Source organism: Oligosphaera ethanolica (assembly GCF_030814695.1).
In the GTDB taxonomy this organism is placed as follows: domain Bacteria; phylum Verrucomicrobiota; class Lentisphaeria; order Oligosphaerales; family Oligosphaeraceae; genus Oligosphaera; species Oligosphaera ethanolica.
Window position 1 is genome coordinate 2,157,295 of the sequence record NZ_JAUSVL010000001.1, and the last position, 19,465, is coordinate 2,176,759.

General features: G+C 59.7%; 3 protein-coding genes. All 3 read right to left on the bottom strand.

Annotated features, from left to right (window positions below; translation table 11 throughout):
- Positions 1-262: 262 nt before the first annotated feature.
- From J3R75_RS07330 to J3R75_RS07340, 3 genes are read right to left on the bottom strand one after another with little or no spacing between them, the layout of a single operon-like run.
- Positions 263-3,289, bottom strand: a complete 3,027-nt coding sequence (locus J3R75_RS07330; RefSeq protein ID WP_307260831.1) for a hypothetical protein — start codon at positions 3,287-3,289, stop codon at positions 263-265.
- A 2-nt stretch (positions 3,290-3,291) separates the two neighbouring features.
- A complete protein-coding gene (locus tag J3R75_RS07335; protein WP_307260832.1) occupies positions 3,292-18,303 on the bottom strand; it encodes an isopeptide-forming domain-containing fimbrial protein in 15,012 nt (5,003 codons plus the stop codon).
- Entirely contained in the window at positions 18,300-19,460 is a 1,161-nt protein-coding gene (locus J3R75_RS07340; RefSeq protein WP_307260833.1) for a DUF1573 domain-containing protein, read from the bottom strand. The genes J3R75_RS07335 and J3R75_RS07340 overlap by 4 nt, the downstream gene beginning before the upstream one ends.
- Between the last annotated feature and the right edge of the window lie 5 nt (positions 19,461-19,465).

The following is a 19,465-nucleotide window of genomic DNA, read 5'->3' on the forward strand; positions in this document are numbered from 1 at the left end:
ACGGGAGACGGGCGCGTGACGCTGCGGGAGGCGGGCACGTGACGCTGCGGGAGACGGGCGCGCTTGGCTCAGCATACTGCGGGAAAGGCTAGTATCAATGGGTGACCGATTACCCGGGAGGGTCTCTTCACCGCGCCCTCCGGGACGTTATCCTTGCGAGGGGCCAAAACTATGAATGTCGCTGCCCGATATGAATAGGCCAGTGACTGATGAATGCTCGTGTTCAGTATGCCAAAATTGATGCTTGCGGGGACGCATCTTTTCAGCGAACGACGACGCTGAAAATAAAATCACCTTCAGCGCCGCCGGCCAGTGAACCGATAAAAACGGCGCGGACATTGGTGACGCTGGGGTCATTGCCGGCGCCAACATTATCGGCGGACCAAGATATGCCGCCATTGCGGGAGACTTCGAAGGATACACCGGTCAAGCCGGCCGGCAAGGGCATGGTTACGTTGGCGCTTTGCAGGACGTAGGCAGTATGGGAGGGTATTTGGTCCTGGATAGTCAGCTGCGCGAGCCCTGTAGCGCTCTTGTTGAAGAAGGTCGTCGTATAGATAATCTGCTGACCAGGCAGAACGGAAGCGCCTGGAGCCGGGTCAGAATTTTTCGTCAGTGCGAGGTCTCCAGCGACAACGAAGGTGACGTCGGTTACGATATGCATGGGCGTTGCGGCTAACCGCATGGCTGGTGCGGCGGGGTCATTGGCGCTGACACCGATGGCAGTGACGTCGACCGTGCCTTGCGGGATACTGCCGGGAGCATAGATTCGCAGACGGAAATTGCCGGTACTGCCGGGAGCACCGGCTTTGGCCAGATCAAGATAGTATTTTTCCGTCCCGTCGCTGGGGTCGATAGCTCTTGGCAGGTTGGCACTGCCGTCTGAAGTCTGAATCTGGTGATTCCACGCAGGCGTTCCGGGGGTAAGGGTCAGATAGAAGCGATTGCCTCTTTCGCCAAAATTGGTCACGGCATGTTCATAGACCGTAACGCTGCCTGCCTCAATCGTCCCCTGGCGATTGGGCCGCAGTTCAAAGCGATCCTGCCACATCACCATCGCGCGGTTGTCCTGTTCCGCGAAAACGCTGGAAAGATTAGTCGAAGTCGCGCGGAAGATGAGCGTGTGCACATCCTGAACGGTGTCCGCATTGGCGTCGGCAATTGCGTCAGCGGGGATCATGACTCGGGCAATAAGATAATCACGGCCACCCGGTGGGACAGTGGCCGTCCTCAACACTGGCAGCAATTCATTGGCATCAAGCTGGCCATTTTGATTCAAGTCCCGGAAGTAGCTCACTTTCCAGCCCGCCGGCGCGGCGGTTGTTGACAGTGTATAAGTGTCGGCTTCACCGTTCAGCGGCGCGAGATTCTGCACGATCAACGGGTAGTCAAGGACATCTCCGGGGGCGCCGCTAAACTGGAACGGCGTGGGATCGGGAGTCAGGCTGCCTGGCGGCAGGTGATTACTCAGGGCCATCGTCGGCGCAGACACGGCTACAACGATATTCTCAGTCGTATCGGACTGGGTCGGGTTGAGCACCGAGCTGGCTTGCAGAACAAGCAGGAGCTCAGGGTCATTACCTGATGCAATGGCGTTTTCAGGGATTTCAACCCGGATGACAATATCGGCGTAGTGCAGCGGGTTTGCCAAATCCGTTCCGGATGGCGGCAAAGGGCCGGTGTCGATGACGCCGTCGCTGCCGGTGTCGCGCAGGGGCGTAACGCCATCGCTTTTAAAGAATGAGAAGGTCCAACCGTTTGGATTACTGGTCAGCGGCGCTCCACCGGTCGTGCGCAGTGTGATATTGAAGCTATCCGTGCCAGAGCCCGTGTTGAGGACACGGTTGGTGAAATAGACAAACGTGCCGGCTTGGGCAAGAGCAACGGCCTGTGAGTCATTACTGAGGCTTCCCCCGTCATCAGCCGGCGTCAATGGCGGCGGAGACAATTCGAAATCAGTATCGCGAATGATTACGCCGGTCTGACCGCGGACAAACACAACAACGTCGTTGATGGCCTTGACAGTCTGTATTCCGAGTGCGTTGGTGTCATAACTTGCGTAAGCGACATTGATCAAAGCCTGGTCAGTCGTTCCGGCGGGTACGGTGCCATCAAAAGTGAAACTGATGGCGGCGCCGACCGGCAGATCGTGATTGCCGCCGCTGCCGTCGCTGCTGACGTAAGCGATGACCGTATCGCCATTGACGTAGGCGCTATGCCAATTCCAGGAGGGGTCGCTCACGTCCAGAGCGGTGTTGTTCTGACTGGAATAGATGATGGTGCCGTTGACTCCTGGAGGTTGCGAAGCAATGGCGGCATTGCTTATTGGCAAGGGCAAACCACTACCGCTGACGGTCGGGATGATATCGAAGAGAACCACGCCCTGATGTGAATTGAGGGTTCCGTCAACAGTCAAAACGCGACGCAGTGCGGGAGCGCTGCCGACACTGTTGCCGGTGACCGTGTAGGTTATGACGCCGCCGGGAATGGCCTCGGTAACGTTGGCGGCTTTAGTAACGGTCATGACAGCATCGTCGACAATCAGCACCTGGGAGATATTTTGGCTCACCAAAGGGGATATCGGGTCGGTGGCAGTGGGGTCGCCCACGGAGGCACCCTCGATACCCATGTAACTGCTGGCGCCGGGCGCGGCCCCCGCGGGGACCCTAAAAACCAGGAGGAGATTAACGATATCACCGGGTTGGTATTGGCAGCCCAGGTCACCGATTTGCAGTTCCCCGGCTTCAACCTGGCCGTTGCCATTGGCGTCGCGCCAACTGCCGACCTGGATATCGTCGTTGTCGACCACGCCGTCAGCATTGCCATCTTTGATCACAAGCATACCCGTGTCGCCATCGGCCAGTTTGGGCAGATAGTTGCTTGAGCCATGGATGAAGACCGGGGCAATACGGGCGTTATCAGCGGCATTGCCGGTAAATTTCAGGCTGTAGTTGATAACGACGCGGGTGTTGGGCGTGGTCGACACGGCACGCAGAATTTGGCCGGGTGTACCGGGCGGGGCATCCCCGTCGGGCAGTATTTCGATGTTGTAGACGGGTAGGACTTCAATCAGAACCTCATTGGAGGGTGCGTCATAGAGGCGGCCACTATCATCCATGCGTTGGAACTGAATGACGGCGTGGTTGCGGATAATGGTACCGGCAGGGGTCAGGGCGGCATTGAGAACGCCGCCCAGCAGGGCCAGCAGCAGCATGATGGCCAGCGCGACATGACGCCGGCGCCTTGGCCGCAGCAGAATCTGGCTGTTAACATCTTCAACGCTAGGCATGACTACTTGATCCTTAGCTGGAAGGTGATGACATGTTCATTTCCGGGTGTGAGCGCGGCGCCGCCGTTGTAGTACCAACGCAGGTTGGTTACTGCCGGCACGGTGCCGTTGACGACGCTCTCGCCGTTGTCTGCGGGCTCGCCAGCGAGCCAGGTGACGCCGCCATCCTTGCTGTATTGCAGGCCGAATTCGGCCGTATTGACGGCAGAGTTGGCGATGTAGGCGGTATGTTCGGGAATGAAGTCAAAGATGTACACTTCCTTGATGTCATCGGGGCCGGTATTGACGAAGCGAATGCGTTGGTTGACGGCATTACCCTGGCTGGGCTGGACGTTGAGTCTTGTGGCGTAATCGCCGGTGGTACTGACTTCTTTGAAGACGGCTACGCGTTCGGCCTGGGTGACTGTGACGTCGGTGACGGCAATGACATTATCGACGGCGCCAGTTGCGGTTATAGTCAGCACGTCGGTAGTCAGGCTGGTGATCTCGCTGGGAACGAAAGCCCGCATGATGACTTCGACGAGCCCATTAGCGGGGACATTGACGACGTGGCCAGTGGCGTAAGGCCCATCGACCATGTTGCCGTCGCCATCGCCAATGAAGAGCTGCCAGACCCAACTGCTCTGGGTTGAACTAAAAACAAGAGGCACGTTGATGTCATTTTCCTCAAAATTGCGCAGTATATGCCGGTAGCTGCGGATCGTACCAGGCTGGGCAGTGCCGGTATGACTGGGTTCAAAGAGGATGCCGCGGGCGTCATAGAAATGAGACACCGTACCAGAAATGGTTGCATATCGTGAGCGTTCGAGGAAACTGCTGTCGTCATCGTACCAGAGTAGTGATGCGGCGTTGGTGAATTCGTGGAGACGTGCGATGGGGGCGCCATTATCGAAGCTGTCTTTGATCAAGGTTCGCATGCTTACGGTGACTTGATCGGCACCGCCCTCGGCATCGACCCGTTCAACGGTTACGACCAGTTCACGACCGCTGATGCTGATGGTGACTGCGCCGCTGCCACCGCTGACGACGACCTCACTGCCCGGCACCTGCCCGGGGGCGTCTCCGAGGTCGAGGCTGACGGGGCCAGGGCCGACGCCGGCGATGCTGCCGTCACCGCCAAAGGTCAGACCGTTGGGAATGCTATCGCGAATCTCGATGTCGTAAAGATTGGCGCGAATTACCGGCGTCGGTGCCACGATGGCATATTCCACGACTGCGCCGGCCACGACGCTGTCGCCGGCATTGGCGGAGCTTTTGGTGATGGCGGGCGTTTCGGTGAGCAGCGACGTCCGCTGCGGCCCGTCGGGGCCGTAGAGCTTGTTGTTGGGGTCGTTAATGCCTTCAGGGAAGCTGTAATAGTCATCCAGCAGGGCTTGGTTGACGCGCTGGCCGGCGCCGCTGCCCTGGGCGCCGATGTCGGGGTTGACGCTGACTTGATAGCCAATGACCAGGGCATTGTTGGCGGCAATACGCGAGGCGTAGTCGTTATTGAGTACATCACGGATGGTCCTGACTGTGATAGTACCCTGCATGGTGACTGAGTCGAAAGAATAGTCGTAGGTATAATCGCTGCCAAGGACTAGTGGTCGTAGAACGGCGCCGGTGGCGCCGGTACCAGAATTGATGGAATGCACGGCGGCGGTCAGCAGCGGTTCGGCTGGTGGCGAGGGAGCAATATCCTTGGGTAAGATATCAGTCACCAGCACGTTATAGGCGGTGCCCCGACCGCGATAAGGGCCGGCGCCGGCGTTGTCCCAGTTGCGCAGCGTCAACGTATAACTGATCGTATCGCCAATGCCGGTGCTGACGCCGATGAAGCTGTCAGGTGCGGGATTGGAATTTTTGAAGAGCTGAAGGTTTGGCTGCACCACGGCGGTGGCCACGCCATCGCGCTGCAGGAAGGGATGATCGCCGGTGTTGAGGACGGCTTCTGCCAGGAGGGTGTTTTTCTCGGGAGCATCGATGGTATTCCAGAAGAGGTATGATCGGCCGGCGAGGCTGTAGCTCAAGGTCTGATCCGTGAAGTAAGCAGCACCTGTGTATTCGCTGCTGCGGACTTCGGCTTGGAAGCGGAGCTGCGCGCGTTGTGCCGTGGCGGCGGTATTGGCGATGTCGGTAAAATACCAGGTGGGAATCTGCTGGGTCTCGAGGATAGGATAGGGCATCGGGGGCGATCCGACCTTGAGCAAGGCCGTCAGATCAATGTCGCCGCCGGCCAATTTTTCCGTGCCGGCAAGCAGATGGTAGCCGCGGTTGAGTCGGTGTCGGAATGCCAAGGCGTTGCCTGCTGCTCCCCCGTCGAACAAGGTGGTATAGCGTGGCAGGACAGCTTCCAGTTCGTAGATGAGCACCTCGCCAATGCGAATATTGGTCGCATCCAGCAGGAGCGTGTCGGTCAGGACGCCTTCAATGTCATAGCGACGATAGACCCTGGTGATGAATTCGGGGTACTGCACGCCGATGTCGTCACCATCCGGGCCCTGAGTGGCATAGGCCGGTGTGGACGCGGTGTCGCGTTCGCGGCTGTTGTCATACACGGTGTTACCTGACGGGAGGTTGCCGACCTGGACAGCGAAGGATCCGTCGGGAAGCGTGCCATAATCCAGCAGGTCGGCCACATTTTGGCCGATATAATGGCCGGCGCCGATCCCCTGGAGGACCCGCAAGCGGTAGAGAATGACCACGCTGTCGCCGGGATTTATCATGTCGATGGTGAAGTCCAGCTGGGTGCAATCGACGCCGGCGACATTGACGACGCTACTAGCGACATTGAGCAGACTGCCCGCGCTACCGGTGTCATACGGTCCGGCGCCAACAGCGAAGCTGCCGGTTCCCGAGACGTAGTCGACAGCGGCGACGGGTGGCAGAACATCGCGAATTTTCACATCAAACGCGCGGGCGTTGCCGGAGTTGGTCACGGTGATACGGAATTCGACGTAATCTTCCGGCAGTACGACCTGGACGTCGTCAACCCGTGTGGGATTGCCACCGCCGAGCGGGTAGCGGAAATAGGACGCCTTGCCGCCGGCCGCCGCAGGCACCAGTTCGGCACTGATGGTGCCGGTATGGCCGCGGGTCGTGGTGACATTCGTGTTACCGTCCGAATCAAGCACGCGAATGAGGTCTTTGCTGAAACTGCTGTTCAGAGTTGGTTCCACGATGGTCAGTAACACCACCGCCGCTTCGGCGTTCTGGGTGGAAGCGCTAGCTTCGTCGTTGAGTTGGTTCCATGTGAAGGCAGCGTTGTTGCCGATGATATCGCCGGCGTCGACGATACCATTGGCGCCGCCGACGCCGAATGGGCCATTGTCGCTTGCGCCGATGGCGGAGATAAAGCTCTGGTCCACGGTGGCCGTGATAGTGAAAACAACCTCGTTGTCAAGTGCCGCGACTGCGGCCACGTCTCCGAGAGGCGTGGCGGTGTCAATGATCTGTGTCGTGCCATTGCCCTGAGCGGCAATGGTCAGGGCCACCGGCGCGGCGCCATTGATGCTATAGGTGGCTGAGACGGCTGTCAGGCCATCCGGCAGCAGATCGTTCAATGACAGATCGAACAGTTGCAGGTCGTCTTTGATATCCAGCAGGATTTCGTAGGTCACGAGTTCGCCGATGGTCGCGCGGCTGCTGCCGTCCCTGAGTTTGCCGGCCGGCGCCGTCAGTTCGGTCTGAATGGTCTTCGACGTCACGGGATATTCGCTGCCGACCTTTTCGTACTTGGGGTTGGGGGCGGTGTAGGGCACCAGCGAGGCCGTGTCGCGTTCAAGGGCGGGGAACACGGCCGTGGCGTCAGGCGTAGTACCGAAGTCGACGATTGCGAGTTGATTCTGGAGATACGCGCCGGCGCCGATGCCGGGTTGGATCTGAGTCCGGAAGGTCATAGTACAGGTCTGGCCGGGGTCGAGCCAGTTGATCACGAATGAAATCGGTGTGCCGGAGCCACCGGGCTGACTGGGCGTGCCATTGATGAAGGCAATCCCGACGGTGCTGCCGCCCGAGAGGGTGGGCGCGTTGACCCCGGCGGCAAGAAGGGTGAAGCCGGCGGGGACGGAGTCAATCAGGGTGATATCGTAAGCGCGGGCGTCGCCAGAGTTGGTGAAGGTCGCGGTGAATTCAAGTATTTCCGTCGGGCGGACTTGATACACGTTGGGCACGGGGTCCTGCGCGCCCAAATGCGAAACAGGCCCTGTGGGATTGTAGTTGCGGTAGCTCGCGGTGCCGGGCGACACGGCCGCGCTGACGCCGTCGGCCAGATAATGGCCGCTGCGGGTCTTCGTGAGGATGCCGCTGGCCAAGGCCGGCTCAATGACCATGAAGTCCACGGAGTCGGGCTCGTCGGCCGGAGCAGGGGTGACAACGCTGTTGACGGTTCCGCGCGCACCTGGCGTGCCGGGATTTTCGTCAACCTGGTTCCAGGTCGTGGTCACGTTGTTGGCAAAGACCGTGCCGGCGACATTGGCCGCGACGTCGTCAATGGTGACGGCGATGACCACCCGGATTTCATTGACTACGCCATTTTGAGCACGGACATCGGATTCCAGATAAAGCCCGACCGTGTTGCCGACGATGCCCAGTTGCGGGGCCGCCGGGCCGTAGGTCGTCACCGTGCCGTTGTTGTTGATCACGGCGAAGGTAATATCTGCCGGAACGAGATTTTGGCTTCGTACCGTCAGGTTGGCCGGAATGACGTCCTCAACCAGCAGGTCGTAGAGAATATGATCGTCGGGAATATCCACCAGCAGTTCATAGGTCATGACTTCGCCGATGGTACCGCGGGCGCTGCCGTCGGCCAGTTTGCCTGCGGGCAAAGAGATTTCACTAGCCACGGTTTTGCTTGCCGTGGGGAAGGCCGTGCCGAGGTAGGCCAAGGCCGGACCAAGAGTAGCATAACGCGGCGACGGCTCGGCGGTGTCGCGCGCGGCGTCCGGAAACGCCGCCGTCGCCGCCGGCAGCGAGCGGTAGTCGGTCAGATTAGCCTGATTGAGCAGAAAACGGCCGGCCGCCGCAGGGACATCGACCTGCAACTGGTATTCGATGGTGGCGGTGTTGCCCGCCTCAAGCTGGTTGAGCTCGAAGGTGATGGTTTGGCTGGGCGGCACAGGGGCAAGCGGAACGTTACGGAAAGCGATGACGCTGGGTTGCGGGCCCGCAGCAACGCTGGCGCTGCCGGGCACATAGCTCATGCCAGAGGGAATGGTATCGGTCACATCCACGTCGTAAGCGATGGTGTTGCCGGTGTTGCTGAGAGTGAGAGTGTAGCGCACGATATGACCAGGGACGGCCAGGTCGACATCATTGACCGGACCGCTGTTGTTGGGACTGGGACCGACGGCATTGTAATTGCGATAGCCGTCGCCGGGACCGGCAAATGCGGCCGGCGAGACTGCGGCCTTGGCTTTGGTGAGGTTTACCAGTCTCGGTTCAAGAATAGTGAAGGTCACCGGTGTGGATTCGACGTCCTGACTCAAGGTCGTGGCCGTGTCATTAACCTGATTCCAGGTGAAGGAGGCGTTATTGGCTATAACGTCGCCGGCATCGACAACGCCGTTGGCGCCCCCGATGCCAAAGGGGCCATTATCGGTCGCGCCGGTAGCGGAGACAAAGCTCTGGTCGACCGTCGCGGTGATGACGATGACGATTTCGTCCGTCACGCCCGGCTGGCCGGCGACATCGCCGAATGGATTGCTTGTCGCGGAGACCGTGGTCGTTCCACTTGGAATTGCGGCGGCATCCAGCGCAACGGCGGGACCGCCGTTGATGCTGTAAGTCGCATTGCGCACGGTCAAACCGTCCGGCAGCACGTCGCCGAACGTAAAATCATAAAGTACGGTCGTATCCGGTATATCCACGCGCAGCTCGTAGGTCATGAGTTCGCCGATGGTCGCGCGGCTCGTGCCATCCTTGAGTTTGCCAGCCGGCGCCGTAATTTCGGCGGCGACGGTTTTTGAACTGGTCGGGTATTCGGTCCCGACCTTTTCGAACACCGGACCAAGGGCGGTATACTGGTCGGTTCCGCCGGAGGTGACACTGCGATCAGCTTCCGGCCAGGCCACGACGGGCATCACCGGCGGAACAAAGGGCGCCGCGGGCAGGCTGCTGTACTGTATGATTTCGGCCTGGTTCTGCAGGTAGCGGCCGGCAGCCACCCCGGTATCGACGTCACAACGGTAGGTGACCGTCACATCGTGGCCCGGCAGGACGCGGTTGATGTTAAAGATGACCACCGGCGCCGGCGCCGGCTCGCTGATACTGACGTCGGCGTCGGGCGGATTGGTCTGAATGCTAACGCTGCCGGGGCGCAAGGTCATGCCTAGGGGAATCGTATCGCGCAGCTGAATATCCCACGCGGTGGCGCTGCCGTCGTTGCGGAAAGTCACCGTGTACTCGACGATGTCGCCGGGCCGGACCTGGTAAATATTCGCGACGGGGTCGGTCGCGCTGGCGGGGTTGTCCGGCCCGATCAGGTTGTAGTTGCGATAGGTGCCAGTTCCCGGAGACACCGCCGGGGTGGCATTGTCAGCCTGGAGATGCGCGCTACGAGTCTTGGTCAAGGTGGTCAAATCTGGTTCGAGCACAGTGAAGGCCGGAATGGGATCGGTATTGTCGCTGCCGGTACTCCACGAGAAGGACGCTGGCAGCGAGAAGAGATTGTTAGCGATGACGGGAACGCCCCCCGTATAACTTCGGTCGACGGTGAAAAGAACCTTAACCAGCATTTCCTGGTCACTGCCACTGTTATTGCTGAGGGGCTGCGGGAAGTCGTCGACGCCGACGCCGGCCTGGCCACGGACCTGAGTGACGCCCGTGCCAAGTTCGACATGGCTGAGATTTTTCTCGGCGCCGCTGAAGTCTCCGTCAACTAACACGATTTCCCACTGGGCACTGCGGACGGTAAGGCCATCGGGGACATCAAGGACGAATGCCAGGTCGTGGAGGGTAATGAGCTGTGGCAGACTCAGCCGCAGCCAGTATTCAATCTGTTCGCCGATCGTCGCGCGGGTGCTGCCGTCGTCGCGCAAAGCGGGAGGATTGCCGTCGGCCATGGGGGTGATTTCGGCAATGATAGCACCGGAAGCGATCAGCTCATTCGTGAATTTGTGATAGGTGCGTTTGACGGGCAGGTTGCGATAGATACCACCGTAGCTGGTCCGCTCATCGTCATTTTCCGCGAGGCTGGTACCCCGTGCGGTAATCAAGGTTGCTCCAGCAGCGGGCAGACTGGAATAGCCGGTGACGTCGCCGCTGTTATCCACAAAAGTGCCGGGGGCGAAGGTTTCGACCTTGCCGTGGTAGGCGATGGTGATCGTTTCATTGACGCCGAGAGTGGCGTCGGCCGTCGGCAGCAGATTGACCGTGAGCGTTCCTGGATTGGGGCTGACGCCTGCCACCCAGGAAAGGGCATAATCCGTGTCCTTGATCAAGTTGCGCGCCGGCGGGCCAGCCTCGGGAGTGATCGACACTATCACCCCATAGGGCGACGCCAGCGCGGTGGGGTCCTCGAACTGCCAGGGAAACAGATCGGTGAACTCCAGTTCATAGGCTGGACTGCTGCCAGTATTTATCGCTGTGAAGGTGTAGGCGACCGGATTATCGCCGCCCGGTCGCGGTTCGATATCCAGGGGTGCACCGACATGATTCGCTGGCAGACTCGGCGGATCGGATATCTTGGTCAAAGACGCGTCATTGCGAATGAAGGGTTCAAGAATGGTGACCTCATTGGCAGAAAACAGTGCCAAGTCGGGGGTCGTGTGATCAAAAACCTGGTTGCCGCGGATAACGGTGAGCTGTGCGGTATTCGTCAACACCACCCCATCGGTAACCACAGCCGTGTCATCATCAACCCTCGACCAGATCTCGAGGAAAAAGGCGTCGGCGCCGATGCGACCGCCGACGATGTTGTCGAACTGCCCAATGCTGCTGTGTGAGAAAGTGATGATGTTGTTGCTGCTTGAAGTTGGCACGAGATTGGCTAGCCAATCGCCGGCGCTATCCACCAGATTGGCTTCAAGGAAGACCAGGCCGCTGGGCAGCACATCACGGACGATAATGTCCGTTTCGCCGCCTTCGTAGATCTGAACGCGGATGACATTGCGGAGAATGGTGCCGACGCTTGCGTTGGCGGCAGTAGCTGCGGGGTCATTGGGTCCGGGAGTGGTGCTGACGGCCGGCATCTGCAGGCGCGTACCGTCGAGGGTTTTGACAATGGATGCACCCGAGACAAACTGTTCCGTCTCAGCGAAGGCGTAGGTGCAGCCCAGAGACGCGTCCCTTTCCCGGCAGTAGCCGCGAACGGCAGCTTGGGCCGCTAGGTCGCCGCGGGTCACGGTGTCGATGCTAGCCGTGAATGTCCAGACCAGCGTTTCCGCCGGTGGCAGTGAAAGAATACTGCCGATGGGCCAGTTGAAGGCATTGCCGACCTGCGCCGGTGCCGGCGCGCCACCCGTGTGACTGACGCTGCTGTAGCCGAGGCCGAAGTCCAGCTCGAGGACGATGTCGGCGGCGGCCTTGTCGCCAGTATTCTGGATGCGCAGTTCCCACTGGACATCGGTGCTACCGCTGCCGATGAAGCGCGTACTTGGAACAAGCAGGATATTCAGACTGGGGTTTTCCGGATTGATTGCCACGCTGGCACCCTTGGGTGAATCGAGACTGCCGCCGCAGGAGTCTTCGTAATTGGCGAACGTGACTGACTGGGTGAAGCTGGGGACTGACGGGTTGTTCTCACCGTCGAGGTCACAATTGACACCGCTGCCATCGGCGCGAAGATAGACGACAATGCGTAGTTGTTCCTGGGGGAAGAGCTTGGCGCGGTCGTCAGGGATATTGCCGCCGCGGGAAACGCTGGTCCAGCGCAGGACGTCACCGACAATGACGGGTTCTTCTTCGGCTGGAAGAAGTTGGTCCGCGGCCTGGCGGGCGCCGGTTCCGGCATAGATGAAGTCCGTGCCATCGCCAACCAGAGGCGCGTATGTCCAGCCATTTGGCAAGGTCATGGTGACATCAAGCTGCCGCAGGGATAACTCACGATTGGTTGTGGGACTGGTGAGAATGATCGTGTATGCCCCAAGACAACTGTCGAACTCGGCGATCAGGGCGCCGTCACCTTCGACAACGCTAATACTTGGCGGATCAGCCTTGCTCTTGATGGGCAGCGACGCCTGGTCCTGGCCGCTAGCGGCTTCCAGTCCGGGCGTGCCCAAGCAGCAGCCCCAGCGCAACAGCGCCTCAAAGGTCGGTTTTTCATCAATGCAAGTGTTGAGCTGGGTAGGCACGGCAATGGTGACTTTTTCCGTGGCGGAAAAGTAGTATTCGCGATTGGCGGCGATCATGGCCGGATCGGTGTTGCGAAAAACAAACGTATAGGTCATGCCCGCCGGATTGGCCTGGGGGACGCCGGCCGGATTACTGTCCACAAAAACAATGTTAGCCGGAGAACTGATTACGGGCGGCGCTGTTGCGAAGTCCACCGAAAGAATCGCGGGGACAAATAGCTCCAGAATGGGATCCGGCACGACGCCGGGACCGAGTGCGTCCAGCTGGACAGTCCATTCGACGGCGTCGTTCAGTTCAGCATTGACTTGACCGAAGTCCACGGGCGCGCCTTGAGTAATGTTTTGTCCACTGACACGGACCGAGACATTGGCCTCGCCGGGGTCCAGGAAGGTGCTTTCGCGGGTAGTGTCGTCCAGCGGCAGACGTCCCGGGCCGACGATGGGCTCACCGTTTATACCAACGCGATCATCATGATGGCATGGCAGGTCAAAAAGCAGAGTCGCCTCGGCGCGACGGCTGCTATTTTGATAGGCGAGGGCATTGGCGCAGCCGTCGAGTTCCGCGTCGAACTCTATCCGCAAGCGCGTCGTGGGCTTCATGACCACATGGCGGTTGAACAGCGGGTCTGTCGCAAAGGGGTCGTCAAAAGCCGGGCTCGGCAACAGGCTGTCGGCCTCGTCGCCATCGTTGTCGGGGTCGGTGAAATTCCAGAAGATGGTCTGATATGTCCCAATGCCAGTGACAGTCGAGTTCATCTCAGAATAGCGCAAGCCGGCAGCGCTGATTTCGGGGAAGGGCGTCAGGGCGCCACCATTGATGCTGTAGTGGACGCTGTCCGGAATGATTTGCAGGCCTTCCGGGAAGCGTTCGCGAATGATTGGTTCATAGACGTCGACGCTACCGGCATTGAGCACATCGATGGCAATGCGCATTTTCGAGCCACAGAGATCGACGATGCTGGGAGACGACTGGTGCTCGATGACGAGCAACCGGGCAGTGCCGGAGCGAATCTCCATAGAGGAATTAAGTTCGGGGGCGTCGAGATTTTCCGGGCAGGCGTCTGCGGGGCCAGAGGGGCACCCCCAATGCGCCTGGACTATTTTCAGGCTGAGGTCGGCGCAAAGGACCATGCGCAAGCGCAGGCGGATGGTGACAATGCTGCTGGGCGCCATCCAGTCGACAGCGAAGGTTATCTGTCGGTAACCATGTGCGTATTCAGGTCCGAAGGCCACTGGGATGATGGGATTGACGGTATCGACGGTAGCCGAGGTGGAGCCACTGACGGCGGTGACATGTGCCTCCAGGAAGGTCAGTGAACCGGTGCCATTATGTAACGATCCCAGCTCCACGGGGATCCGCGCATTGTAGAGAGTACCATTGCCCGAATTGACGATATGGAGCAGCGCGGTGGGATATGCGTCGTTGTAAAAGACGCGCTGACTGGCAAAACGCGTTTCCAGGCGGCCTGAGTAGAGCAACGGCTCGTAGGACGTGCTGTCACCGTCATCAAAGTCGACTATGGCAGCAATAGCCGCGTCCTGGCTATTGGCTGCGCCGGGACCATTGGCGTCATCAATCTGATTGCACTGGTTGTTGCCAGATATCGTGGCGCCGACCCACGTCGAAGCCTGGTCGCAACTTTTCTGGACGGTAATGTCAACGTAACGGTTGCCGGCTCCCGACAGCCCCCTGATGTCGCCGAAATTCCACGTCAGGGTATTGCCAGCTTCGATCGGCTCGAAGCTGGTGATGGATAAACCGCCCTCGTCAAGGAGAGCGGCGCCAAAGGACGTCGTCCCGGGCAGGTAGCGATAGTTACCACCGAGGTCGACGACGAGCCGGGCGTCATAGACATCAAAGGGGCGGCTGTCCTCCGCTCCCAGGTTGAAACGCAGCGTGAGCGTCTCGCAGCGGTCGATATGGAGGGGGTTCGGACTGCTGACGTTGCTGATGCTGACCGTCGGAACGGAATTCGCGATGGACACAAATGCCAAGTGGTAGTATTCCGTTTCCGGCTGCCCTAGGCTGCAGGGGTCGCCACCGGGAAGGGGCACGGTAACCAAAGCGAAATCAGTAAAGGTGCCGACAGACTCTGACTGGGCCTGCAACGTATAGCGAATCCATAATATGCCGCCATCGGCCGGCACGGACGGGGCGCCGCCGGGAATGGCATCGAGGCCGCCCAGGTCAATCTCCAGCAAGCCGTCGGCGGCTCCTGTGGGCGCCACATAGCTGACAGCGTTCCAGTCAACGAGACCGGTGCCGTTTGGGCCGTAGTCGGTTCCCGCCGGCACTGCCGGTTCCCAAGGCGCCGCAAAATAGTATATCTGCACGTTCAGGTCTTTCTTGACGCCGTTGGGGGCCCGCAGGCGCTCGTTGAGGGCATCGCGGAAACGGACCGACCGCATGCTGACATCAGGACCGGGGTCGACATCGACTGCCCAGGCGCCGGGACTAGCTGGGGTGAAGCGCAGGATCTGGTCAAAAACCATGGTGCTGCAGGTCTCGCCGGCCCCCTGATAGGCGGAATTGTCCAGGCCATGGATATTGATGTTGTTGTAAGTTACTCGGCGATTATGCTGATCAATATCGTCTTCGACGCGGTTGTTAAGGGTGATTGATGATGCGGACGAGAGGGTTGTCGGCAGGGTGCAGTCGTTGCAGTCGACGGGAGCCGCCGGCGTGTTGATTACCACGTTGGCGCTGTTGGTATAGGTTCGCCCGCCGGCACAGACCGTATCCGGGGCGTCAAAGACGATGGTGAAGGTCTCGCTGAAGTTGCCGTCGCCGTCAAAGACCGTAGTGACACTGCGGGTGATCCTATCGCCATCGTCAGTATAATCAACGCCGGGGGTCAATGACCCGCCACCATCGGCAAAGGACACTATGGTGAACGAACCGAAGAGGTCATTGCTGGCATCGGGATAATTGTCGGTCAGGGTGTATTCGAAGGACGCACCCGGCTGGCCGGTATAGCTGAACGATACGGTCCAGACCAGGCCGTTATCGCCCACCCGGGCAATGGTCGGCCCGGCCTTGGTGAAGGCGACCCCGACCCGATCCGTGCGGCTGTAACTAGATAGTTGGGTGCCGGCAGTATAGGGGATGCCGCAGGAATCCTCGTAGTACGGCTGGTAAACAAGGGTGCCGTCAGTGGCCGCGCTGCAGACGCCGTCCTTGATATTCACCGTGAAATCAATGTTGCAAGTATGGCCGCGGCCGATGTCGTCCTTGCCGCCATCGTTGTCGGCATCATCGCCATCGACGAGCGAAAAAGTCGCCACGTTGCCGGCAATGGAGACGGCAAAAGGCGATCCGGGGTCCATCGCGATATCATAGTGTGCCAAGTTGAGTCCCATCAAGGCTACGCTGACATTTCTGGCGGCGCCAATACCGTCATCGTCCGCATTGCTGACCGGAACACTCACGGTCGCGCCGGTGCAGTAGTTGACCACAAATGGGGTCGGTGCAATGCTCAGAGAGGGATTGCGCAAGACAATGCTAACCGAGCCTTTGCTTTCGCCATCCTGCTGGCAGTTGTCAAGCGGGTCCGCCCCAGCGCATGTCCAGTAGGTACCGATGTCGTAGCTGACATCGACGCAGTCTTGGACGAGGAAGTCCACCAGGTAGGTCCGATCGCTGCCGGCGCCCATGACGCCGGTTGGCCAACGCGCCGGCGCGCCGGCGGGCGTCACTTCCACGCCGGGTTCGCCCAGGGTGATATCTCTGACGCTCTGCATGCTCAAGCCAGAGCCGACGCTGAGCAGTTCCAGCCAGCCGCCTTCCTCACCCGGCGCCTTGCCGTCGGTGTCGAGGTCGCCAAGGCCGTTGTTAACCACGACCACTTTGAAGGTCACTATTTCACCCCGTTCAGCCAGAACGGTAGTTTTGCTGGGATTTGCCGGGTCCTGTACGGCGACCGCCAGGGCAGGTTGCCGCAACGTGATGCCATTGCCCTCTGCGCTCACCGAGGCTAGCAGCGGGCCACTCAGAGGGCATTCTATTTCGTAGACGAAGACACCCGTACTTTTCCGATCCGTGGTGGCCGTGCAGCTCGGACGCATGACCAGCTCTATGCTAATCATGCCATAAGCACCGATTGTGCCTGTCCCGCCACTGATTTCCGCCGCCGTGAAACTAAGGCTTTTTCCGGCCTGGTCGTATGTTCCCACGGCTGTAGCGCCGATACTGGTCGAAACCCAATAGTAGCCCGAGGGGAGATTGACGTCGAGACTGGTAATTTCAAGAGGCACGCCGTTGGGATTACTGACGACAATGTTGCGCACGACATCCTGGCACCCCATGTAGACTGCCGGCGCACCGACGGGAACTTCAAAGGTCAGCGTCGGTGGGCAGAAAACCGATGCGCCACTATCGACATCGACACTGCAGCTCTGCGTGCCAGGCGGGTTGTCCGCGCAGGTCCAGTTCAGCTCAATTTTGGCGCAATTAAAGACGGTGGCGCAGCCGACGCTTAGCGCCTTGACATAGAACATGCGAGTCTGGGCCGGGGCGATGGCACCGGTGCTGCCGGTGAAAATGCCGTTGACGACATCCAGGGCCAAATCTTCCACGGGCGGACCAAGCGGGCCGTTTTGGCGGAAACCAATGAGCGAGAGATTTGCTGCCAAGGTCAGGGTCATGAAGGCGCCATCGCCAGGCAAGGTACCGGTGCCCGTATTGGTGACTTCAATTTGGAATTCCACCACGGAACCAACGTTGGCAATAATAACTTTGGCACCGGTATTGTACTGACTCATTGCCACGTTCAACTCGGGCACGTTGACGTCGAAGCTGGCGATGACGTTGGCGGAATTCACCATCACTGGGGGGACTTGGCTGGGATAGCGGCAGAATGACAGTGCCAATGCCGCGCTGGTGAACTGTCCCGTCGTGACGGAGCAATTTGGGCGTACACGCACGCTCACTGCCGCATCGGCATCAAGGGTGTCCAAGGACCAGCTCACGCTGCGAGTAGCGTCATCAAAGACTCCGCCGGCGCTAGCGGACACAAAAAGAAAGCCCGCTGGTAGGGTGGAGGTCACGACGGCATTGAAAACCGGTGCCTCGTGGCTGTAGCTTACGGTTACCGGCACTTCAATTTCTTCACAGGAATTGACACTGGGAAAGGCGGCCGGAACGGTGATGCTGCCATAGCTGACAACGGGAGCGGGCTGACGATTATTCGTTGCCGCCGGCGTCACATTGGCACCGCGGCGATTGAGCCACTGGCTGGGATCGTCATTGGTCGTCCCGTCAGGCTGAATAAAAGCAATGCTGTCTCCAGATTGCCAATAGGCAAGGCTGATAGGCAAAGGAAAGACGAGTGGGGCTGGGGGGGTTGCCACTACGGTGCCATAAGCGATATAGTCATGCGGCGTGGACGTGTCGTCGCGTAGCAGTATCTCGCCACCATTGTCGCCAAGAACTTCTGACGCCAGACCCAACAGATAAGACGACGGTGGGGGCGCCGCTGGGCTGCCCATGAACACTGCCAGGTACTGCCCGGCAGGGAGGATCAGACTGACATCGAAGGTCTTGAGTGGCAGCCCGTTGACGTCCAGGCTCCAGTTGAGAAGGTCCACGTCACCAGGACCTTCATTGTACAGTTCGATGAATTCGGCATCGGGGTCCTCGCCTGCGCCTGGATCGAACATGACTTCGTTAATGCGCAGCGCGCCGAACAGCGGCAAGGCCATTGTCAGCAACACAAAGGTCCAAATTGAGATGCGGTTATTCATCATGGTTCTGTCACCAACTTGGTCTCAAGCGTGTTGACTCCGGCCGCAGCCGTCCAAGCTGCGATGCCACCGCGGAGGACCAGCACATGCCGACATTTGCTCGCCGCCAGTTGCTCGGCAGCCTTGGCGGCCATGTCGTCATGGTCGGCGATAACGACCAGAAGCGCCGACGCCGGCCATGGCGGCTGCGCCAGTTGCCATCGGGTCGAGGGATAGCACAGGCTGCGTGGGATGTGGCCGCGCATAAAATCATCAGGTTGACGGATATCAAGCAGGAAAAGATCATTGACGACCTGCATGGAGCTGATCAAGTCCTTCAGTGTCGAAGCCTCGATCGGCACCACCGTGGCGCGGGTGGCGGTACCAGCCGTTTTCGCCGGCAAGTCCGGTGGCGATGTTTGCTCATTGGCAACGAGTAGCCAGCCGGTGTCACGGACCTTTTCCGCGTGATCACTGAGAACCGCAAAGGGCAACCGGCCACCGGGAGCACTCAAGTCCTGCCGGCAACGGATGTCAAGCCGGCCCAGACCGCCGGCAACAATGATCATGGGCAGGGACGTGAGCAGTTCGCAGCCGTTGGGCAGCTCAAGCGCCGTAATGCGTAGATCACGGTCTTTGTCAAAAAGTCGTATCTGCAGCCGGGCGGGGGTGCCGTCGCGAACGGGCAGTTGCGGGGGCATCAGTTCCCAGGCCGTGCGGGTATCCGGCACGGTCGCTTCGATGACGAGACGGCTGGGAGTCTTGGATGCATTATTGGGGACGAAAATGGAAAAGCGCTGCGGACCATATCGACCAGTGACATCAACCATCGCTTTCAGTTCGGTGCTCTCCCCCGGCGCGAGGTCATGCTTTGCCAACTGCAGCTTCGTGCAGCCGCAGCCGGCACGAGGCGTGCTGATATGCAAAGGGGCGTCGCCGCCGTTAATCAAGGCGAAACGGGCAGGAAAGATGAGCTGGCCAGCCGATGTATCCAGTTCGCCCAGAGATATGATCGCCGGCTCGACCAGCATACGCGGCCCGGGTGACGGCACCGTATCGTTCGCGGCGATCCTCAATACGCCAACGAGAAGAGAGACGACGACGCAACTTGCGGCCAGGCACTTGCGGCCGCGTCGTGCCGAGTCGTAGCAATGGACTGCGGCGTTGCCATCACGAGGCATAACCA